The organism is Nonomuraea sp. NPDC050547, assembly GCF_044457345.1.
In the GTDB taxonomy this organism is placed as follows: domain Bacteria; phylum Actinomycetota; class Actinomycetes; order Streptosporangiales; family Streptosporangiaceae; genus Nonomuraea.
On sequence record NZ_JBITGW010000015.1, the window covers coordinates 200,089 to 222,024 of the forward strand.

Annotated in this window: 9 protein-coding genes; 4 read left to right on the plus strand and 5 right to left on the minus strand. The window is 73.5% G+C overall.

What is annotated here, in order from left to right; translation table 11 throughout:
• Position 1 precedes the first annotated feature (1 nt).
• Positions 2-1,000: a hypothetical protein gene (locus tag ACIBHY_RS34230; RefSeq protein WP_397252683.1), complete on the plus strand. Its 999-nt coding sequence runs from the start codon at positions 2-4 to the stop codon at positions 998-1,000.
• 172 nt (positions 1,001-1,172) lie between these two features.
• On the opposite strand, the gene ACIBHY_RS34235 is transcribed toward ACIBHY_RS34230, so the two are convergent.
• From ACIBHY_RS34235 to ACIBHY_RS34245, 3 genes are read right to left on the minus strand one after another with little or no spacing between them, the layout of a single operon-like run.
• Positions 1,173-2,339, minus strand: coding sequence for a cysteine desulfurase family protein (locus ACIBHY_RS34235; RefSeq protein ID WP_397252682.1), 1,167 nt, complete (start codon positions 2,337-2,339; stop codon positions 1,173-1,175).
• 4 nt (positions 2,340-2,343) lie between these two features.
• Complete coding sequence (locus ACIBHY_RS34240; RefSeq protein ID WP_397252681.1) at positions 2,344-3,204, minus strand: LPD16 domain-containing protein; 861 nt, start codon at positions 3,202-3,204, stop codon at positions 2,344-2,346.
• Complete coding sequence (locus ACIBHY_RS34245) at positions 3,201-4,865, minus strand: condensation domain-containing protein (protein ID WP_397308852.1); 1,665 nt, start codon at positions 4,863-4,865, stop codon at positions 3,201-3,203. The genes ACIBHY_RS34240 and ACIBHY_RS34245 overlap by 4 nt, the downstream gene beginning before the upstream one ends.
• Positions 4,866-5,004: 139 nt before the next feature.
• Between ACIBHY_RS34245 and ACIBHY_RS34250 the strand changes: the two genes are divergently transcribed.
• A complete protein-coding gene (locus ACIBHY_RS34250) occupies positions 5,005-5,247 on the plus strand; it encodes a phosphopantetheine-binding protein (RefSeq protein WP_184971190.1) in 243 nt (80 codons plus the stop codon).
• Here the strand turns inward: ACIBHY_RS34250 and ACIBHY_RS34255 are convergent.
• On the minus strand, positions 5,215-6,591 hold the full coding sequence (locus tag ACIBHY_RS34255) for an AMP-binding protein (RefSeq protein WP_397308853.1): 1,377 nt from the start codon (positions 6,589-6,591) through the stop codon (positions 5,215-5,217). The two genes, ACIBHY_RS34250 and ACIBHY_RS34255, sit on opposite strands and share 33 nt — an antisense overlap.
• Before the next feature lie 21 nt (positions 6,592-6,612).
• Positions 6,613-7,965: a condensation domain-containing protein gene (locus ACIBHY_RS34260; RefSeq protein ID WP_397252678.1), complete on the minus strand. Its 1,353-nt coding sequence runs from the start codon at positions 7,963-7,965 to the stop codon at positions 6,613-6,615.
• Positions 7,966-8,140: 175 nt separating this feature from the next.
• On the opposite strand from ACIBHY_RS34260, the gene ACIBHY_RS34265 reads away from it, so the two are divergent.
• Together ACIBHY_RS34265 and ACIBHY_RS34270 are read left to right on the plus strand one after the other, a co-directional pair.
• Complete coding sequence (locus tag ACIBHY_RS34265; protein WP_397308854.1) at positions 8,141-16,699, plus strand: type I polyketide synthase; 8,559 nt, start codon at positions 8,141-8,143, stop codon at positions 16,697-16,699.
• Entirely contained in the window at positions 16,689-21,932 is a 5,244-nt protein-coding gene (locus tag ACIBHY_RS34270) for an SDR family NAD(P)-dependent oxidoreductase (protein WP_397308855.1), read from the plus strand. Before ACIBHY_RS34265 ends, ACIBHY_RS34270 begins: the two co-directional genes overlap by 11 nt.
• Positions 21,933-21,936: the final 4 nt, after the last annotated feature.

Consider the following 21,936-nt stretch of genomic DNA (forward strand, 5'->3'; position numbering starts at 1 on the left):
CATGACGACGAGTGCGTTCTTCACGGGACGGGCGCCGGTCGAGGGGGACCACGTGTCGGCGGTATACCGATATGCGGCGCGTAAGGGGGCGATCGAGGCCGTCGAGGTGGCCGCGGCCGACCTGGGCATCGGCATCCATGAGATGCGGGAGGCGGTGGACCAGCTCGTCGGCAGCCGCCTGCTGCGGCCCGGCGACGGGAGGGGCCAGCGGTTCCTGCCCGTCGATCCCGAGGTGGCCGCCGCCTCTCTCGTGTCCTACGTGGAGCGGGAGATCTACCAGCGGCGGGAGCTGATCGACCAGATCAGGGAGCGGATCGACATCTTCCGCCAGGACTACGCCGGCGACGGCGCCACGCCCGGCGGCTCGATCGACTACCTGGTGGGCAGCATGGAGGTGCGCGGCTTCCTGAAGATGGCCGGTGACGCCTGCCGCGACGAGGTCCTGGTGCTGCAGTCCAGCGGGATCGACGGGGACGAGCTCGCCCAGACGTACCTGACGCTGCTCGGGCGCGGCATCTCCGTCCGGATCATCTGCCAGCACCGCAACCGTGCCGACCTCGCCACCCGGATGAAGATGAAGCGGCTGACCGAGGCGGGGGCCACGGTCTACACCGTCAGCCACATCCCGCGTTCGGCGATCGTCTTCGACCGTTCGCTCGTCGTGCTCTTCGGCGTGGCCGACGGCGAGGCGAACGTGGCGCGGGTGCACAACCAGGGAGTGGCCCAGTTCTTCCTGGACCTGTTCAACCACCTCTGGGAGACGGCCACGCCGCTTGAGGGCATCGAGGCCGGGTACGCCGACGTCGCCGACGACCTGCAGCAGTCCATCGCCGCCCTGATGGCCAAGGGGTACACCGATGAGGTGGTGGCCCGCAAGCTCGGCATGTCCGTGCGCAGTTGCCGCCGGCACATCGCCACGCTCATGCGGGACCTGGACGCCACCAGCCGCTTCCAGGCCGGCGTCCAGGCCGCCCGCAAGTTCCTGCCCAACGGCCACTGACTCACCTCCTTCCCGGGCCCGACGACCACACCGGCCGTCGGGCCCTTCCCGTTCCGGCACCCCCGGGCCGTTCCTTCCGGGTCGTAACCCCAAGCCCGCACTCCAGCGCGTGCCGCTCCTTCGGGGGTGCCGCCCTTTCGGGTGGTCCCTGGCTGGGTTGGTCGTGGCGGGGTCAGCGGTAGTGGGCGGAGGCGCCGGTGACGACCTCGGCGAGGCCCCTGGCGCGTTCGCACACGAGCTCCAGCCCCGTCACCAGATCCTCCTCCGACAGTTGCGGGCTCAGGCAGATGCGGACCGAGCTGTTGGCGTCGTCGGCCGTGACGCCGATTGCGGTGAGGACGTAGGACGGCTCCTGGGAGTCGGAGTTGCACGCCGACCCGGTCGACAGAGCCACCCGGTGCAACCCGGACACCAGGCTCTCCCCGCGGACCCCCGGCAGCACCACGTTCAGGACGTGCGGCACCGAGATGTTCGGGTCGCCGTTGAAGCGGAACCCCGGCACCCTGTCCGACAGCACCTTCAGCGCCACCTCGCGAAGGCGCGTGATGGCCGACCAGTTGTCGTTCAGGCGCCGCTGGGCCAGCCGGCAGGCCGCGCCCAGGCCGACGACCAGATGGGTGGGGATCGTGCCGCTGCGCAGTTCGTGCTGGCCGCCGCCGTACATGACGGGGCGCAGCCTGCGGCGCACCTCCCGGCGCGCGTACAGCGCGCCGACGCCCTTCGGGCCGTGCACCTTGTGGGCGGACAGCGACAGCGTGTCGATGCCCTCCGCGGTCACGTCGATCGGGATACGGCCGGCCGCCTGCGCGCCGTCCACGTGCAGCAGCGCGCCGGCCTCGTGGCAGAGCGCGGCCATCTGGGCGATCGGCTGGATGGTGCCGATCTCGCTGTTGACCCACGCCGCGGTGGCCACCCGGGTGTGGGCGTCGAGCTTGGCGCGCAGGTCGGCCAGGTCGGCCTGGCCGTCCTCGCGCACCGCCATCGTCCTGGTGTCCACGCCGCGGGCGGCCAGCGCGCCCCCGATCGACAGCGAGGACTTGTGGTCGGTCGGGCAGAAGACCGCGTTGACCGGCGCCCGGTCGTCGTGCTCGAACAGGCCGAGCAGGGCGACGTTGTTGCTCTCCGTAGCGCCCGAGGTGAAGACGATCGTGCTCGGGTCGGCGCCGAGCAGTTCGCCCACCGACGCGGCGGCCAGGTCGACGGCGCGGCGGGCGCGCTTGCCCAGGACGTGCGGCGAGGACGGGTTGCCGAAGTCCTCGCGCAGGTAGGGCAGCATCGCGTCGAGGACTTCCTCGTCCACGCGCGTGGTGGCGCAGTTGTCCAGGTAGATGATGTTCACGGAATCAGCTCCTGATGGTGCACACCGTGACGAGTCCACCGAAGATCTCGTCGGCCGACATCTCCCCGCTGCCGCCCGGGTCGGTGATGATGACGGTCATGCCGGGCAGGCCGTACAGGCTGAGGGCGATGTCGACGCCGGTCTCGACCGGGTTCAGGCACTCGCCGGGGGCGTAGACGAGCAGCGTGCGGTAGCCGGCGTTGTAGACCTCGGCCACCATCTCGGTCATCTCGCCGGCGCAGCCGGTGATGCCGCAGCTCATCAGCGTGCGGTAGTTGCCGTTGTCGTCGAGGAAGGAGACCTCGGGCTTGCTCTCGCCCGCCTCCAGGTAGCGCTTCTCCAGGCGGCCCTGCTTGACGAGCTTGGCGGCGGTCTTCTGGAAGCGGTACTTCAGCCAGGTCTCGGGGAAGGCCAGCGGGTGCTTCCTGCTGGGCAGCATGCTGTCGGGGGACAGGCCCACGCTGCGCAGCTCCTTCTCGTAGGAGGAGGGGAGCTGGTTGAAGCCCTCGTAGTACTCGGCGCGCAGCTCGCTTGCCGGCCGGCCGTTCTGGGGGACGTACTGCCAGTCGTTGATGAGCAGCAGCAGGCGGGCCTCGGGATGGTCGCGCAGCAGGTCCACCGACAGCCGCCAGGTGTAGCCGGGAAAGATGCCGACGCGGCCGGCGATGCGGCGCTTCATCACCTCGGAGTCCTGCTCTTCGATGATGCCGGAGACCAGGTTGCCCTCCTCGTTCTCGAAGAGCATGAAGTGGCCACCCATGATGACCAGGTCGGAGCCGGCGCCGGCGCCGGCCAGTTCGCGGTTGACGACGTCACGGAGCTCCTGCTCGGACGCCACCAGCTCGTGGTGCTTGGAAACGCTCATGATGTGACCACTCCGAGTCTGTTCCGATCTTGCGTGGAAAGGGGGACGAGCCGTCGGGCCAGCGCCCGGAGCGGCATGGGACCGGCGAGCTGGCAGACGTCGAGTCCGGTCCAGCCCTGGGCGCCCAGTTCTGCCAGCACGCGCGGGATCCGCAGGGCGCGGCCGCCGGCGAGCGTGTAGCTGCGCGTGAGGTCCGTCTTCCGCAGGCCGTTCACCTGCCGGACGATCTCCGCGAGATCCTGCTCGGCCGCCGGGTCGGCGTCCGAGGTTCCGAGGTACGGCCGCGCGCCCCCGCACCCGGCGGCGGTCTTCCCCTGCTCCGGCGCCTGGCCGCCCGGAGGCGTGAAGCCCGCGAGCCGGGCCGCTTCCGAGAGCCGGAGGCCGTCGTCGCGGGCGGCCACCAGCACGGCCTCGAAGCCGCGCAGGAACCGCTCCACCGCGTCGCCGTCCATGACCGTGGAGGCCGCGTGCAGCGAGACCGCCACCGCGTCCTTCCACTCGTCCACCCGCACGTAGGTGTCGGTGCCGGTGTGCGCCCACGACTCGGGCACCGGGTTCGAGGTGAACGCGGTCCGCGTGCCCTTGTACTCGCGGGAGGCCTGCTTGATGAAGTTGAACTCCGAGGCGAGCCGTACCGGATGGGCGCGGCGTGAGCCCTCGCGGGACAGCAGCTCGACCACCTCGTCGTAGGGCAGGTACGCGTGCTCCTGGGCGAGCGTGAACGCGGCCGAGACGCGCGCCAGCAGCTCGCCGAACGTGGGGTCGCCCGAGCAGTCCACCCGCACGAGCGTCGGCGAGAACATGCAGGTGAGCACGTCGCCGAAGGGGTGGGAGTCGCGGTTGCCGACGAACGACAGGTGCCCGACGGTGTCGCTGCCGGTGTAGGCGGCCATGGTCGCCGTGTAGGCGGTCAGGTGAATGAGGGACGGCCACGCCCGGTGCGCGGCGGCCAGTTCGCGGGAGACGGACAGGAGCGCGGGGGAGATGAGCGTCGCGTGGCGGCCCGGCGGGCCCTCCGGGCGGGTGCGCCGGGCGGCGAACAGGTCGTAGGGGAGCTGGGCGATCTCGTTCTCCCAGTGGGCGACCGCGCGGGCGGCGGTGACGGCCGCCTCCGCCGAGGCCTCGTAGCGCGCCAGGTCGGCCGGTTGGTGCCGGACCGGCTGGATCGCGGCCGGGCGGCGGCCGGCGAATCCGGCGCGCTGCATCCGCAGCTCGCGTTTGAGCTCGCCGATCGTCCAGACGTCGACGGCCAGGTGGTTGAGCACCACGACCATCTGCTTGGGCACGCCGCCGGTGGTGATCACGCAGGCGCGGATCGGCCACTCGGACTCCAGGTCGAAGGGGCGGCTCGACAGGTCCTCGACCACCTCGGCGGGCGAGGGGGTGCCGTCCCGCTCGGTGCTCACCTCGATCGCCCGGACCGGTCCAGGGGGGTTGACCTTCTGATAGGGGTCGCCGTCGCCGTCGAGGTGGAAGGTCGTGCGCAGCGCCTCGTGCCGGCGGGCCAGGTACGTGAGCGTGGCCCGGCAGTTGGCCAGCGTGATGCCCTCGTGCACGCCCAGCCTGAGCACGACGTGCGTCTCGTGGCGGTGAGCAGGGGGTAACTGGTGGAATCGCAGCCACATGTAGCGCTGACCCCAGCACAGCTTCGCAGTCTTCACGCTTTCAGAATTGGGTTTCTCTGGGGTTACCACAATGGGTGCGCGGTGGCCGCTAGGGGATAGCGAGAAGCTGCCACTAGCGGTACCCCTTATGAATAGGGGACGGTTAGTGGTAGGCAGATTTATTGCGAGGTGGCATATGTTGGAAATACCTGCTGACTTTCAGCGTCTCCTGCGTCCGCACCTGCCGTACGCCGATTCCGGGGCGTTCTCGGCCCGCGACGAGCTGGCCGGGCTCGGGCTCGACTCGATGGGCGTGGTGCAGCTGCTCGTCGACATCGAGAACGGCTACGCGGTCGCGCTGCCGGACGACATCCTGGACGAGGAGACGTTCGCCACGGTCGGCTCGCTATGGGAGGCGCTGGCCGTACATATCGGCTAGGGCGCGCCGGTCGACCTTCCCGTTGCCGTTCAGCGGCAGCTCGTCCAGGACGGTCACCGCGCGCGGCACCATGTAGCGCGGCAGGACCTGCGCGACGCCCCTGAGCAGGGTGGCGGTGTCGACGCCCGCGCCCGTGCAGGCGGCCTCCAGGACCAGCTCGCCGTCAGCGCCGGGCAGGGCCAGCACGACGGCCTCGCTCACGCCCGGCTGCCGGCGCAGCGCCGCCTCGATCTCGCCGAGTTCCACGCGATGCCCCGCGATCTTGACCTGCTGGTCCAGCCGCCCGTGGTGCACCAGCAGCCCGTCCTCCCAGGCCACCCGGTCGCCCGTGCGGTACCACTCGCCGAGGAAGCGGCCTTCGTCGTCGGCCGGGTCGAGGTAGCCGGGAAAGCGCTGCACGCCCTTCAGGCACAGCTCGCCGTCCATGACCGTGTGCTCCACGTGCGGGTACGGCACGCCGATCGGCACCGTCCCGTTGGCCGGCTCCGGCCAGTCGGCCCGCTCGGCGGGCAGGCGGTACTGGGTGCAGCTGATGGTCAGCTCGGTCGGCCCGTACAGGTTCTCCAGGACGCTGTGCGGCGCGGCCGCCCGCCAGGCGTCGGCCTGCTGCAGTGTCAGCGGCTCCCCGCAGAACAGGCTCCAGCGCAGCGACGGCATCGTGCCGGTCCCCAGCCGGCGCAGCCGCGCCGCCACCGAGACCACCGACGGGACCGAGAACCAGTGCGTCAGCTCGTGCCTGGTCACGAACGTCACCGGCTTGAGCAGGTCGTACTTGAGCGGCACGACCAGCGTCGCCCCGCTGCCCCACGTGGCGAACATGTCGAAGACCGACAGGTCGAAGGTCAGGTCGAAGGTCTGCGACACGCGGCAGCCGGGCCCCAGCTCGTAGCGCGGGATCACGTACGACAGGTAGGCGTCCACGCTGCTGTGGCGCAGCGGCACGCCCTTGGGCACGCCGGTGGAGCCCGAGGTGAACAGGATGTAGGCGAGGCCGTCCGGATCCTGGGCGCCCGCGGGCGCGGCCCGCCCGGCGGGCGCGGGCGTGGCGAGCACGAGGCCGGCGGCGCGCGCGATGGTCTCGTTGCGTGCCTGCGGCGCGGCCGGGTTCAGCGGCACGACCGTGCGCCCGAGCCGCTGGATCGCCAGGTAACCGGCATAGGCCAGCACCGTGCGGTCGGCGCGCAGCCCGACCCGGGGAGCGTCGCCGCCGATGCCGGCGGCGATCCGCCCGGCCAGCTCGTCGAGCTCGGCGTAGGTGAGCCGGTCGCCGGCCACCTCCAGCGCCACGGCGTCACCGTGGCGGGCGACGCTGTCGGCGAACCACTGGTACAGGGTCCGTGCCACGGCATATCTCCCGGAAGTGGCTCAGCGCGTGGGTCCGTCGGCCTCGCGCGGGAACAGGGACGGGTCGAGCTCCTTGCCGCTCCACAGCTCCTTGAGCCCGGTCTCCGGCTCGCTCACCGCCAGCTGGACCCCGTGGCCCACGCCGCGCAGGATGTCGAGCATGCCGTCGGCGGGGACGACGTCCGGGTCGGCGAGCATCAGCAGCGAGGTCCTGCCGCGCTGCACCTGCACACGGACGCGGAACGGCTGGCCGTACTGCTGGGCCAGCGGTGTCCACACCAGCTCGGCGGGGCTGTCGTCGGCCGGGTCGGCGACCTTGTCGTCGATCTGCAGGTAGTTGAACCAGCAGCGCAGCAGGTGGTTGAACCAGCAGCCGTGCTCGGGCCTGCCGTACTCGGCGGCCACCTCGGCCATGCGGTCGATGTCGTAGCTGCCGTGCCGGTAGGCCTTGGTGGCGGCCCAGTGCAGCCCGCGTACGTGCTCGGCGAGGGTGGCGCCCTGGTCGACGGGCAGGACGACCGGGACGAGCTGGTTGAGCGTGCCGACGGCGCGCTGGTCGCCGGCGGAGAACCGGTTGGAGGCCATCAGGCTCATCGTGACCCGGTCCGCGCCGGTCTGCCGGGCGACGCCCGCCGCGACCAGCGCCATCACGACGGCGGGTGCGGTGACGCCGAGGCGTTTGGCGGCCGCGTGGGCCAGCCCGCCGATGCGCCGCGAGTGGAGCGTCGCCTCCAGGCGGTTGCGGTAGGCGCGCGCGGGCAGCGTGGGCAACTCGTCCATGAGCCCGTCCTCCAGCACGCCGCGCCAGTGGCGCTCGGCGCCCGTCCGGCGGGCCGCCCACTCCTGCCCGCGCTGGGTCGGCGCCAGAGTGCGGGGGACGGGGCCCAGTTCGGCGGTGGCGTCCGGGTCGCCGGCCAGCGCGCGGAACTGTGTCCGCAGGTGCTGCACCGACCAGGCGTCGAGGATCAGGTGGGAGATCGACAGCGCGAGGAACTTCGGCTCGCCCTTCACGCAGACCAGCAGGCCGCGCCAGTTGAGGTTCCCCTCCATGGGGAATGGCCGCCCGATCAGCTCGGCCGCGGTGCGCTCCGCCTCCTGCTGGTCGCCGCCGTCGCGCTCGACGAGCTCGATCGGCAGCGCCACCGTCTCGTGCACTCTCTGGTACGGCACGCCGTCCCGCACGTGGTAGGTGGTGCGCAGCGCCTCATGCCGCTCGACCAGGGCGCGCAGCGCGTCCGTCACCCTGCCGAGCGTCAGCCCGCGCAGGTCCCACATCGCCGGCAGGTTCGCCTCGTGGATCCAGTCGTGCGGGTGCCGCTCGATATCGCGCCAGCTGAACAACTGGCCGAATGTGAGTGCAGCTTCTACGGGCATGTTGCCATTCATTGCCCAGCGGTGCCCACACCGTCAACCGTAGGTGGGCGGCCAACAGTTGCGGTAACTACGTGCCAGCGTCCTTCCATGTGCCTCAGCAAAGTCCGCGATTAGGGTCTTAATTACTGGCCAATAGTCGCGAATATTCAATACCCCGGCTTGAGGTGGCGCATTGATGGTTGGTGAGTCGAATCAGCTGGCTGGGATCGCCGTCGTCGGCATGTCCTGCAGGCTCCCTCAGGCTGCCGACCCGGCCCGGTTCTGGCACCTGCTGCGTGATGGAGTGGACGCGGTCACCCCGGCCCCCGAGGACCGGTGGCCGAACGCCGCCGGTTACCGCTTCGGCGGATTCCTGGAGGACGTCGAGGGCTTCGACGCCGCGTTCTTCGGGATCTCCCCGAACGAGGCCGCGGCCATGGATCCGCACCAGCGCCTCGTGCTGGAGCTGGCCTGGGAGGCCCTGGAGAACGCGCGGGTGCTGCCCGCGGAACTGAGCGGCAGCGCGGCGGGCGTGTTCCTGGGCGCGATCTCCAACGACTTCGCGTCCCTGGGAGCCGGCGGCCGGCACGGCTACACCGGCGCCAACCGGGCGATGATCGCCAACCGGGTCTCCTACCTGCTCGGCCTGCGCGGCCCGAGCCTCACCCTGGACGCCGGTCAGTCCTCCTCGCTCGTGGCCGTCCAGATGGCGTGCGAGAGCCTGCGCCGCGGCGAGATCGGCCTGGCCGTCGCCGGCGGCGTCAACCTCAACCTCCTGGGCGAGACCACCAACGCCATCGGCGAGTTCGGCGCGCTGTCACCCGACGGCCGCTGCCACACCTTCGACGCGCGGGCCAACGGCTACGTACGCGGCGAGGGCGGCGGACTCGTCGTGCTCAAGCCCCTCGCCGCGGCCATAACCGACCGGGACGTCATCCACGCGGTGATCCTGGGCGGCGCGGTCAACAACGACGGCGGCGGCGAGGGTTTGACCGTCCCCAGCGGCCGGGCGCAGGCCGAGGTCATCGAGTCGGCCTGCGCTCAGGCGGGGGTCGCGCCCGGTGCCGTGCAGTACGTGGAGCTCCACGGCACCGGGACCAAGGTCGGCGACCCGATCGAGGCCACCGCCCTCGGTTCCGTGTACGGCAAGGCCCGCCCGGCCACCGAGCCCCTGCTCGTCGGCTCGGTGAAGACCAACATCGGCCACCTGGAGGGCGCGGCGGGCATCGCCGGGCTGCTCAAGGTCGTGCTGAGCCTGAAGCACCGCGAGCTGCCCGCCAGCCTCCACTGCGAGACGCCCAACCCGGAGATCCCCTTCGACTCGCTGCGCCTGCGCGTCGTCCCCGAGACCCTCCCGTGGTCCGCGCGCCGCCTGGTCGCGGGCGTGAGCTCGTTCGGCATGGGCGGCACCAACTGCCACCTGCTCGTCACCGAGCCGCCGCGCCTCAGCATCGGCGGCTCCCGGCGTCCGCCCGCCCACAAGGAGCCCGACGGCGGCGCCCCCTGGGTGTTCTCCGCCCGGTCCCCCGGCGCGCTGAAGGAACGGGCCGAGCAGCTCGCCGACGTCGAGGCCGACCCGGCCGACGTGGCGTGGAGCCTGGTGCGCAGCCGCGCCGCCTTCGAGCACCGCGCGGTGGTGCTCGGCACCGCCAAGCGGGAGGCGCTGCGGGCGCTGGCCGGCGGCCTGCCGCACGACGCGGCCGTCACCGGTTCCGGCGCCGGGCGCACCGCCTTCGTCTTCCCCGGCCAGGGCGCCCAGTGGCCGAGCATGGCCCGTGAGCTGCTGTCCGGCTCGCCCGCCTTCGCCGAGCGGGTCGCCGAGTGCGCGCTCGCGCTCGCCCCGTTCACCGACTACGACCTCATGGACGTGCTGCGCGAGAAGCCCGGCGCGCCCGGCCTCGACCGGGTGGACGTGGTCCAGCCCGCGCTGTGGGCCGTCATGACCGGCCTGGCCGCGCTCTGGCAGTCGCACGGCCTGCGTCCCGACCTGGTCATCGGACACTCCCAGGGCGAGATCGCCGCCGCCACCGCCGTCGGCGCCCTGTCCGCCCAGGACGGTGCCCGCGTCGTCGGACTGCGCAGCAAGGCCATCGCCGGGATCGCCGGCAAGGGCGGCATGATGTCGCTGGCCGCGCCCCTCGGCGTGATCGAGAGCACGATGGCGCGCATCTCCCGCCACCTGGCCGTCGCCGCCGTCAACGGGCCCACGTCCTTCGTCGTGTCCGGCCCGCACGAGGCGCTCGCCGAGCTGAAGTCGCGGCTGCCCGAGTACCGCAGCCGAATCATCCCGGTCAACTACGCCTCCCACTCCGCCGAGGTCGAGCAGGTCCGCGACGAGGTCCTCGCCGCCCTCGCCCCGGTACGGCCCGCGTCCACGTGCACCACCTTCGTCTCCACGCTCACCGGCCGGCCCATCGACACCGCCGAGCTGGACGCCTCCTACTGGTATGCCAGCCTGCGGCGGCCCGTCCGCTTCGGGCAGGCGGTCAGGGTCGCTCTGGAGCACGACGCCGGGGTGTTCGTGGAGTGCAGCCCGCACCCGGTGCTGGTGTCGGGGGTGAGCGAGACCGCCGAGGCCGCGGGGCGCGAGGTGGCCGCCGTCGGCACCCTGCGCCGCGACGACGGCGGGGCGGAGCGGGTCATGCGCTCGCTGGCCGAGGCCTATGCCGGGGGAGCCGAGGTCGACTGGGCCGGCCCCTGCGGGGGCGGGCGGCTGGTCGACCTGCCGACCTACCCGTTCCAGCGCCGCCGTCACCGGCTGGCCGTACCCGCGGAAGGCGCCAGGGCCGCGCGGGCGGCGCTCAACGGCGGGACGCACGCTGACCACGCGAACGGCGCGCACCCGAACGGCGCGCACCCGAACGGCGCGCACCCGAACGGCGCTGACCACGCGGACGGTGCTGAGGGCGCGGGGTTCACCGGGGATGTCCGGGAGCTGGTGCTGACCACGCTGGCCGGGCTGCTCGGGCACGAGGACGCCGCCGGGATCGAGCCCGCCAGGACGTTCAAGAACCTCGGCGTCGAGTCCGCCACCGCGCTGGACCTGCGCAACCGGCTGCGCTCGGCCACCGGGCTGCGGCTGCCGACGAGCCTGCTGTTCGACCACCCGACCCCGCAGAAGCTGATCGACCACCTGCGCGCGCTGCTGGCGCGGGAGGCGCCGCGGGCGACCGTCCAGGAGCGTGCCCGCCTCGACGACGACCCGGTCGTGGTGGTCGGGATGGGCTGCCGGTATCCGGGTGGCGTGGCCTCGCCCGCCGACCTGTGGAAGCTGGTCAGCGAGGGGACCGACGCGATCACCGAGTTCCCGGCGAACCGGGGCTGGGACATGGCGGCGCTGTTCGCCACCGGTCAGGACCGTTCGGGCACCAGCGACACCGGCCACGGCGGCTTCCTGCACGACGCCGACCGCTTCGACGCCGCCTTCTTCGGCATCAGCCCGCGCGAGGCCGCCGCCATGGACCCGCAGCAGCGGCTTCTGCTGGAGATCAGCTGGGAGGCGGTCGAGCGGGCCGGAATCGACCCGGCCGAGCTGCGTGACACGGCGACCGGGGTGTTCGTGGGCGCGATGGCGCCCGACTACGGTCCCCGGCTGCACCTGTCCGGCGGCGTCGCCGACGGTCACCTGCTCACCGGCACCGCGCTCAGCGTGGTCTCCGGCCGGATCGCGTACACGCTCGGCCTGCGCGGCCCGGCGCTCACCACGGACACGGCCTGCTCGTCGTCGCTGGTCTCGATCGTCCTCGCCACGCAGGCGCTGCGCCGCGGCGAGTGCACGATGGCGCTGGCCGGCGGGGTGACCGTGATGTCCACGCCCGGCATGTTCGTGGAGTTCAGCCGCCAGGGCGGGCTGGCCCGCGACGGCCGCTGCAAGGCCTTCTCCGCCGCCGCCGACGGTACCGGCTGGGCGGAGGGCGCCGGGATGCTCCTGCTGGAGCGCCTGTCCGACGCCCGGCGCAACGGCCACCCCGTGCTCGCCGTCATCAGGGGCGGCGCGGTCAACCAGGACGGCGCCAGCAACGGCCTCACCGCGCCCAGCGGGCTGGCCCAGCAGGCGGTCATGCGCCAGGCGCTGGCCGACGCCCGCCTCACCTCCGCCGACGTGGACGTCGTGGAGGCCCACGGCACCGGCACCACGCTCGGCGACCCGATCGAGGCCGAGTCCGTCATGTCGGTCTACGACGACGTGTGGCTCGGCTCGCTCAAGTCGAACCTCGGCCACACGCAGGCCGCCGCGGGAGTCGGCGGCGTCATCAAGATGGTGCAGGCGCTGGAGCACCGCGTGCTGCCGCGCACCCTGCACGCCGACGAGCCCAGCCCGCACGTGGACTGGTCGGCCGGGAACGTCAGGCTGCTGACCTCGCCCGTCGACCTGCCCGAGGGCCGCACGCTGCGGGCCGCGGTCTCCAGCTTCGGCATCAGCGGCACCAACGCCCACCTGATCATCGAACAGGCCCCCACCGCCCCGGAACCCGCGCTCATCGCCCCCGAGCCCGCGCCAGAACGCGCCTCAGAAGCCGCGCCGGAACATGCCCAGGAGCGGTACGCCTCGGAGCCCGCGCCGGAGTCCGGTCAGGAGTCCGATCAGGAGTCCGGTCAGGAGCTTCTGGCCTGGGTGTTGTCGGCCAGGTCCGAGAGCGCGCTGCGCGCCCAGGCCACCCGGCTGCGCGAGGTCGCCGCCGGGGCGTCCGACCTGGCCGCCGCCGGACGGGCGCTGGCCAGGAAGGCCGGGTTCGCCTACCGCGCCGTCGTGGTCGCCCGCGAGCGCGGCGACCTGCTCGCCGCCCTGGACGCGCTGGCGGAAGGAGCCCCGCACGCCGCTCTCGTGACCGGCGTCGCGGACAGGGACGTCCAGCCGGTCTTCGTCTTCCCCGGCCAGGGCTCGCAGTGGGCCGGGATGGCCGTCGAACTGCTGGACTCCGACGAGGTCTTCCGCACCGAGCTGCGCCGCTGCGACACGGCGCTCAGAGCGCACACCGGCTGGTCCGTCGAGGACGCGCTGCGCGCCGAGGGCAAGCTGGAGGGCTCCGACGTCATCCAGCCGGTGCTGTTCGCGGTGATGGTGGCGCTGGCGAAGGTGTGGCGTGCGCTGGGCGTCGAGCCGTCGGCGGTCGTCGGGCACTCGCAGGGCGAGATCATCGCCGCCTGCGTGGCCGGCGCCCTGTCGCTGGAGGACGCGGCCAAGGTCGTGGTTCTGCGCAGCCGGGCCCTGACGCGGCTCGGGGACCGTGGCGGCATGGTCGCCCTGCCGGTCCCGGCCGAGCGGGGGCGCGAGCTGATCGAGCCGTGGGCGGGCCGGCTTTGGCTGGCCGTACACAGTGGGCCGGAGAGCTGTGTGATCGGCGGGGACGCCGACGCGCTGGAGGAGTTCACCGCCGCGCACGGCGAGAGCCTGAACGCCCGGCGGGTCGCGATCGGCTACGCCGCGCACACCCCGCACATCGAGGCGCTGCGCGAGGAGATCCTGTCCGCGCTGGACGGCATCAGGCCGCGCGCCGGCGAGGTCGCCTTCTGCTCCTCCTACGCGGGCGGCCCGGTCGAGCACGCCGAGCTGACCGCCGAATACTGGTACACGAGCCTGCGCAACCCCGTCCGTTTCCAGGAGGCCGTGGAGTCGTTCGCGGGGACGCCGCTGTTCGTCGAGACCAGCCCGCACCCGGTGCTGACCGGGCACGTCCAGGACACGCTGACCGCCGCGGGCCGCCCCGGCGGCGCCACCGGCACGCTGCGGCGCGGCGACGGCGGGCGCGCCCGCCTGCTCACCGCGCTGGCCCAGGCCCACGTCCTCGGCGCCCCGGTCGACTGGCCCGCCGCCTTGGGCGACGGACCCCTCGCCGAGCTGCCGACCTACCCCTTCGAGCGGCAGCGCTACTGGCTCGACGGTACGGCCGGCGGCACCGACGTGTCCGCCACCGGCCTGGACGCGGCCCGTCACCCGCTGCTCGGCGCGGCCGTCCCGCTGGCCGCCGGCGACGGGCACCTGCTGACCGGCAGGCTCTCGCTCGCCGCCACCCCGTGGCTGGCCGACCACGCCGTGGACGGCACGGTCCTGCTGCCCGGCACCGCGTTCGTGGAGCTGGCCCTGGAGGCCGCCGCCACGGTGGGGGCCGCGACCGTCGAGGACCTGACACTGGAGGCTCCGCTGCGCCTGGCCACCGCTGAGGCGGTCCAGATCCAGCTGACCGTCGGCGCTTCCGGCGAGGGCGGCCACCGCGACCTGTCCGTCCACGCCCGCCCGGCGGGCGACCCCGACGCCCCGTGGACCCGCCACGCGACCGGCACGCTCTCGGACAGCGCACCCGCCGCAACCGGCGGGGCGGGCGCGCCCGCCGCAGTCGAGCCGCTGGCCGTCTGGCCGCCGGCCGACGCCACGGGCGTGGACCTCGACGACGCCTACGAGCGCCTGGCCGAGCGCGGCTACGGCTACGGGCCCGCCTTCCAGGGTCTGCGCGCCGCCTGGCGTGCGGGCGCGGACGCCTATGTCGAGGTGGACCTGCCCGACCACGTCGGCGAGGGTGCCGACCGGTTCACCTTGCACCCCGCGCTGCTCGACGCCGCGCTCCACCTGCTGGTGCTCGACGCCGCGGGCGAGCCGGGGACGCTGCTGCTGCCGTTCGCGTGGAGCGGCGTGCACGCGAGCACCGGCGGCGCGCGCGCCCTCCGCGTACGGCTGACGCCCCAAGGCCAGGACCGCCACGCCCTGACCGTGTACGACGTGTCCGGCACCCCGATCGCCTCGGCCGAATCGCTGACCCTGCGCGCGGTCCCGCGCACCGGCGCGGCCCCGTCCGCCGAGACCTACGGCATTGACTGGACCGAGCTGCCCGAGCCCGAGCGCGGCGTCGTCACCTGGGCCACGGTCGGCTACGACGCCTTCGCCGACGAGGTCGGCGGTCAGCGCTACTACGACCTGGCCTCGCTGGCCGACATGAGCGTGGACGCGCCGCGGGCGGTGCTGGTCCCGTTCGAGCCGGACGCCGATGACCTGCCCTACTCCGTGCACGACGTCCTCTACCAGGCCCTCGACCTCGTGCAGGGCTGGGTGGGCGACGAGCGGTTCTGGCAGTCCCGGATGGTCTTCGTGACCAGGGGATCCGCGGTCGTCACCGGCCCTCTGTGGGGACTGGTGCGCTCCGCCCAGGCCGAGCACCCCGGCCGCTTCGCGCTGGCCGACGTGGACGCGGGCTTCACCGACTGGGAACTGCTGGCCGCCACCGACGAGCCCCAGGTGCGGGCCCGCGGCGGCAGCCTCCAGGTTCCCCGCCTGACCCGACGGACCGGGGGTCCGGCGGGCGCGACGCCGGCGAACCCGGGCACGGTGGACCCGGGCTCGCCGGCCCCCGCTCCCGACCACGCTCCGGCGATGGCGACCGATCACGCTCTGACGCGGGCTCTCGCGGGCACCCTGGCCGGGGGGACCGTGCTGGTCACCGGCGGCACCGGTGCGCTGGGCGGGCTGGTGGCCGAGCGGCTGGCCGCGCGGCACGGCGTGCGCGACCTGGTGCTGGTCTCCCGGAGCGGCGCGGGCGCGCCTGGCGCGGCCGAGCTGACCGGGCGGCTGGAGTCGCTGGGCGCCCGCGTCACGGTCGCCGCGTGCGACGTCTCCGACCGGGACGCGCTGGGCAGGCTGGTCGCCGGGATCCCCGAGCTGGGCGGGGTCGTGCACACGGCCGCGGTCCTGGACGACGCGACCGTCGCCGGACTGTCGGCCACGCAGCTCGACACCGTGCTCGCGCCCAAGGCGGACGCCGCGTGGCGGCTGCACGAGCTGGCCGGGGACCGTCCGCTGATCCTGTTCTCCTCGGTGGCCGGCGTGATCGGCACCGCGGGGCAGGCCGGCTACGCCGCCGCCAACGCCTTCCTCGACGCCCTCGCCGAGCACCGCCACGCCCTGGGGCTGCCCGCGGTGTCGGTGGCGTGGGGCGCGTGGGAGACCGGGATGGCCGGTGAGCTGTCCGGCGCCGACGTCGCGCGGATGTCGCGCGCCGGTGTCGCCGCCCTCTCCGCCGAGCAGGGCCTCGACCTCTTCGACGCCGTCCTGACCGCTCCGGCCGCCGAGGCCGTGGTCGTGGCGGCCCGGTGGGACGCGGCGGCGCTGCGGCAGCGGGCCGAGGCGGGGGAGCTCGCCTCGATCCTGCGGGGGCTGGTGCGCGCGCCCCGCCGTACCGCGGAGAAGGGCAGTGCCGCGAGGAACGGCACGGCGCCAGCGGCCGGGCCGGTGGCGCTGGTCGAGCGGCTGGCCGTCATGGCCGAGCCGGACGCGCGCAACCACCTGACCGGCCTGGTCCGCTCGCACGTGGCGGCGGTGCTCGGGCACGACGGCGCCGACGGCGTCGGCGTGGACAAGTCGTTCAACGAACTGGGCTTCGACTCGCTCACCGCGGTCGAGCTGCGCAACCGGCTCAACGCCGACACCGGGCTGCGGCTGCCGGCGACGCTCGTCTTCGATCACCCGACGGTCAGCGCGCTGGCCGAGCACCTGTTCCAGTCCCTGGCCCCGCAGACGCCCTCGCCCGAGGACACGCTGCGCGGCGCGGTGGAGAAGGTCGAGTCGATGCTGCTGGCGGCCAACGGGGAGGGCGAGGGGATCAAGGGACGGCTGGTGGCCATCCTGCAGAGCGCCCTCACCCGGTTCGGCAGCGGTGGCACCGCGGCGAACGGCGCCGCCGAGAAGATCGTTTCGGCCTCCGACGAGGAGATCTTCGCCTTGATCGACAACCGGAGCATGGCGGAAGGACCCGATCATGGCAACTGAGGAAAAGCTCCGCGATTACCTTAAGCGGGCCACGGTCGAACTCGCCGAGACCAGGCAGCGCCTGGCGGACGCGCAGGCGCGCAGCCACGAGCCGATAGCGATCGTGGGCATGGCCTGCCGCTATCCGGGTGGGGTGTCCAGCCCGGAAGAGCTGTGGGACCTGGTCAGGTCCGGTGTGGACGCGATCAGTGAGTTCCCCGCCGACCGAGGCTGGGACGAGGACGTCTACGACCCGGACCCGGAGGCTCCCGGCAAGTCGTACACCAGGCACGGCGGCTTCGTGCACGACGTGGCGAGCTTCGACGCCGGCTTCTTCGGGATCAGCCCGCGCAACGCGCTGGCCACGGACCCGCAGCAGCGGTTGTTCCTGGAGGCGTCGTGGGAGGCGTTCGAGCGGGCCGGGATCGACCCGGCGACGTTGCGCGGCAGCCGTACCGGGGTCTACGCGGGGTGCATGTACAACGACTACTCGGTCAGGTTCACCCACGGCGCGATCCCGCAGTCGGTCGAGGGCCTGCTGCTGACCTCCAGCACGCCGAGCGTGCTGTCGGGGCGGGTGTCCTACACGTTCGGTCTTGAGGGTCCGTCGATCTCGGTGGACACCGCCTGCTCCTCCTCGCTGGTGGCCGTCCACCTCGCGGTACGCGCGCTGCGCGACGGCGAGTGCGGGATGGCGCTGGCCGGGGGCGTGACGGTGCTGGTGCCGCCGGACACGTTCGTGGAGTTCTCGAAGCAGCGGGGGTTGTCTCCCGACGGGCGGTGCAAGTCGTTCTCCTCGACCGCCGACGGGGTGGCGTGGGGGGAGGGCGCCGGGGTGCTGCTGCTGGAGCGCCTGTCGGACGCGCGCCGGAACGGCCGGCCGATCCTCGCGGTCATCCGCGGCACCGCCGTCAACCAGGACGGCGCCAGCAACGGCATGACCGCCCCGAGTGGGCCGGCCCAGGAGCGCGTGATCGCGCAGGCGTTGTCCGACGCCAGGCTGACCACGGCGGACGTGGACGTGGTCGAGGCGCACGGGACCGGCACCAAGCTGGGCGACCCGATCGAAGCACAGGCCATTTTGTCCACATATGGACGTAATCGTGCGGCGGATCAGCCCCTGTGGCTCGGCTCGGTGAAGTCGAACATCGGACACGCCCAGGCCGCCGCCGGAGTCGCCGGCGTGATCAAGGCCGTGATGGCGCTGCGGAACCGCGTCATGCCGCCCACCCTGCACGTGGCCGAGCCGACCCCGCACGTGGACTGGTCGGCGGGCGCCGTCAACCTGCTCACCGAGGCCCGCGAGTGGACGGCGCGCGACAAGCGGCCCCGCCGCGCGGGCGTCTCGGCCTTCGGCATCAGCGGCACCAACGCCCACGCCGTCCTGGAGGAGTACGACCAGGAGCCCGTCCCCGCCGCCACCGCTCGGGCCGGTCATGGCCCGCTGGTCTGGGCGCTCAGCGCGCAGACCGCCACGTCGCTGCGCGGGCAGGCCGCCAGGCTGCGTGACTTCGTGCTGGACCGGCCCGAGACCGGCGCCCAGGACGTGGCCCACTCGCTGGTCACGCGCCGCGCCGCCTTCACGCACCGCGTCGCCGTACTCGGCGGCGACCGGGAGGCGCTGCTGGCCGGGCTCGGCGGGCACCTGCGCGGCGAGGCCCCGGCCGAGGTCGTGGAAGGGCAGGCCAAGGAGCACCTCAAGCTCGCCTACCTGTTCACCGGCCAGGGCGGCCAGCGGCACGGGATGGGCCGCGAGCTGTACGCCGCCTTCCCCGCCTTCGCCAAGGCGCTCGACGAGGTCTGCGCCGAGCTGGACCGCCACCTGGACCGCCCGTTGCGCGAGGTGATGTGGGCCGAGCCCGGCACCCCCGAGGCCAAGCTGCTCAACGAGACCTCCTACACGCAGCCCGCGCTGTTCGCCTTCGAGGTGGCCGCCTTCCGGCTGCTGGAGTCGCTCGGCGTGCACCCCGGCATCGTCGCGGGCCACTCGGTGGGCGAGTTCGCCGCCGCGTACGCCGCGGGCGTCTGGTCGCTGCCCGACGCCGCCCGGCTGATCGCCGCCCGCGGCCGTCTCATGCAGGGACTCGACACCCCGGGCGCGATGGTCGCGATCGAGGCCACGGCCAAGGAGATCGCCTCGTCGCTGGCCGGGCAGGAGCACCTGATCGGCGTCGCCGCCGTCAACGGGCCCAAGAGCATCGTCGTCTCCGGCGAGGTCGCGGCCTGCCTCGCGCTCGCCGAGCACTGGACGGACCTCGGCCGGCGCATCCACCGCCTCGCCGTCAGCCACGCCTTCCACTCACCGCTCATGGAGCCGATGCTGGCCCCCTTCGCCGCCGTGCTGGAGGACGTCGAGTTCGCCGAGCCGAAACTGGAGTTCGCCACCAACCTCAACGGCGGCTCGTGGGCCGACCGCGAGTACTGGCTGGCCCAGATCCGCCGCGCGGTCCAGTTCCAGGCCATGATCGAGCGGCTGGACTCGCTCGGCGCCGACGCCTACCTGGAGATCGGCCCGCAGGCCGTGCTCGCCGGGATGACCCACGACTGCCTGGACGGCCGCGAGGCCGCCGTCCTCACGCTCAGCCGCCGCAAGCGCCCGGAAACCGACGCCCTCGTCACCTGCCTCGCGCAGGCCTGGGTGATCGGCGCCCGCGTCGAGTGGCCCTCGATGACCGGCCCCGGCGCCCCGGTCGACCTGCCCACCTACGCCTTCGACCGCGAGCGCTTCTGGCTCGACCCGCCCGCCCGCGTCGCCGACCTGTCCGCGACCGGCCTGCGCGAGGTCACCCACCCGCTGCTGAGCGCCGCGCTCGACGTGGCCGGCGACGGCGTGAGCGTGCTCACCGGCCGCCTGTCGCTGTCCGACTCGCCCTGGCTGGCCGACCACGCCGTCAACGGCGCCGCCGTACTGCCCGGCGCGGCCTTCGCCGACCTGCTCCTGGAGGCCGGCGGCCAGATCGAGGAGCTGGTCTTCGAGGCGCCGCTCGTGCTCACCGAGCGTGGCGGCGTGACCGTCCAGGTCGTCGCGGACACCCCAGACGACCAGGGTGTACGGCAGGCCCGCGTCCTCTCCCGCCCCGCGGCGGACCCCGACGCCCCCTGGACCCGCCACGTGCGCGCCACCCTGTCACCGGAGCCCGCGGCCCCCGCCGCCTGCGACTGGGCGGCGACCTGGCCCCCGCCGGGCGCCGAGCCGGTCGAGGTGGCCTATGGCCCGCTGGCCGACGCCGGCTACGAGTACGGGCCCGCCTTCCAGGGCGTGCGCGCGCTGTGGCGCTCCGGTGAGGAGCTGTTCGCCGACGTGGCCGTGGGCGAGCTCGACGTGACCGGCCACTGGATTCACCCGGCGCTGTTCGACGCGATGTTCCACGTGCTGCTGATCGGCGCGCCCTCGGCGGAGCTGCGGCTGCCGTTCGAGTTCCGCGGCGTACGCCTGGTGACCCCGGGGGCGACGGCGCTGCGGGTGCGGCTGCTGCGCGACGGCCAGGACGGATGCTCGATCGAGGCGGCCGACGCCTCGGGCCTGCGGGTGTTCGCGCTGGAGTCGGCGCGCATCCGCGCGGTGGCCGCGGGCGCGCTCGGCGGCCACTCGACCGGTCCCGCGCCTTACGGCCTGGACTGGGTGGAGGTCGCGCCGGCGGGCGAGCCGGTCGGCGCGTTCACGGTGGTGCCGCTGGCCGAGGGCACGCCGCGCGAGCTGACCACCCGGGCGCTGGCCGCGATGGCCGGGGAAGAGCGCCTGGTGGTCTTCGCGCCGCGCGGCCTGGACGCCGCGGTGGTCCGGGGCCTGGTGCGGACGGCGCAGACCGAGCAGCCCGACCGGTTCGTCCTGGCCGACGTCCCGGACGGCTTCACGGACTGGGAGCGGGTGCTGGCCACCGGCGAGCCGCAGGTGCGGGTGTCGGACGGCAAGGTGCTGGCCCCCCGCCTGACGCGCCGGACCGTGGAGGGGCCGGTCACGCTCGGCTCCGGCACGGTCCTGGTCACCGGCGGGACCGGCGACCTGGGCGGCCTGATCTCCCGCCACCTGGTAGAGCGGCACGGGGTGCGAGACCTGGTGCTGCTGTCCCGGCGCGGCGCCGACGCGCCGGGGGCGGCGGAGCTGAAGGCGGCGCTCGAAGAGCTGGGCGCCAAGGTGAAGGTGCTCGCCTGCGACGTGGCCGACCGGCAGGCGCTGGCCGCGGTCGTGGACGGAATCGCGGACCTGACCGGCGTCGTGCACACGGCCGGGGTCCTGGACGACGCCACGATCGACGGGCTGACGCCGGAGCGCGTCGACCGGGTCTTCGCCCCCAAGCTGGACGCCGCCCACCACCTGCACGAGCTCACCAAGGATCGCGACCTCAAGGCCTTCGTGCTCTTCTCCTCGCTGGCCGGCATCCTCGGCAACGCCGGCCAGGGCAACTACGCCGCCGCCAACACCTACCTCGACGCGCTGGCCGAGCAACGCACCGCAGAAGGACTGCGCGCCGTCTCCATCGCCTGGGGGCTCTGGGACGGCGGCATGGGCGGCGAGCTCACCGACCTGGAGATCGCCAGGCTCGCCCGCGCCGGTGTCGCCCCGCTCGGGGCCGAGCACGGGCTGGCCCTGTTCGACGCCGCGCTGGCCGGGGACGAGCCGGTGGTCGTGGCGGCCCGATGGGACATGGTCGGCCTGCGCGCCAGGGCCGAGGACGGCAGCCTGCCACCCCTGTTCAGGGGGATGGTGCGGGCGCCGCGCCGTACCTCGTCGCAGAAGAAGGGGACGGGGCGGCTCACCGAGCGGCTCGCGGCGCTCACGGAGTCCGAGGCGATGCGGCTGCTCACCACGACGGTCCGCGGACACGTGGCCGCGGTGCTCGCCCACGCCAGCGCCGACCACATCGACGTGGACAGCGCCTTCAACCAGCTCGGGTTCGACTCGCTCACCGCGGTCGAGCTGCAGAACCGGCTCAACGCCGAGACCGGCCTGCGGCTGCCCGCGACGCTCGTCTTCGACCACCCGACGGTCTCGGCGCTGGCCAAGTACCTGCACGAGACCCTGGCACCCGCCACGCCGTCGCCCGAGGACCTCCTGCGCGGAGTCCTGGAACGCGTCGGCTCCATGATCACCACCGCCAAGGACAACGGCGAGGACATCCGCGGCCGCCTGGTCGCCGTGCTGCAGAGCGGCCTGACCAGGTTCGGGGGCACCGCGAGCAATGACGACGAGGGCGTCGACATCGACACCGCCTCCGATGAGGAGATCTTCGCACTCATCGACAAGGAACTGTGAACCA

Excerpts from the sequence above, each read along its gene's own strand:
- ACIBHY_RS34270 (WP_397308855.1), top strand. The coding sequence starts at position 16,689 with ATGGCAACTGAGGAAAAGCTCCGCGATTACCTTAAGCGGGCCACGGTC.
- ACIBHY_RS34265 (WP_397308854.1), top strand. The coding sequence starts at position 8,141 with ATGGTTGGTGAGTCGAATCAGCTGGCTGGGATCGCCGTCGTCGGCATG.
- ACIBHY_RS34240 (WP_397252681.1), bottom strand. The coding sequence starts at position 3,204 with ATGAGCGTTTCCAAGCACCACGAGCTGGTGGCGTCCGAGCAGGAGCTC.
- ACIBHY_RS34230 (WP_397252683.1), top strand. The coding sequence starts at position 2 with ATGACGACGAGTGCGTTCTTCACGGGACGGGCGCCGGTCGAGGGGGAC.
- ACIBHY_RS34250 (WP_184971190.1), top strand. The coding sequence starts at position 5,005 with ATGTTGGAAATACCTGCTGACTTTCAGCGTCTCCTGCGTCCGCACCTG.
- ACIBHY_RS34260 (WP_397252678.1), bottom strand. The coding sequence starts at position 7,965 with ATGCCCGTAGAAGCTGCACTCACATTCGGCCAGTTGTTCAGCTGGCGC.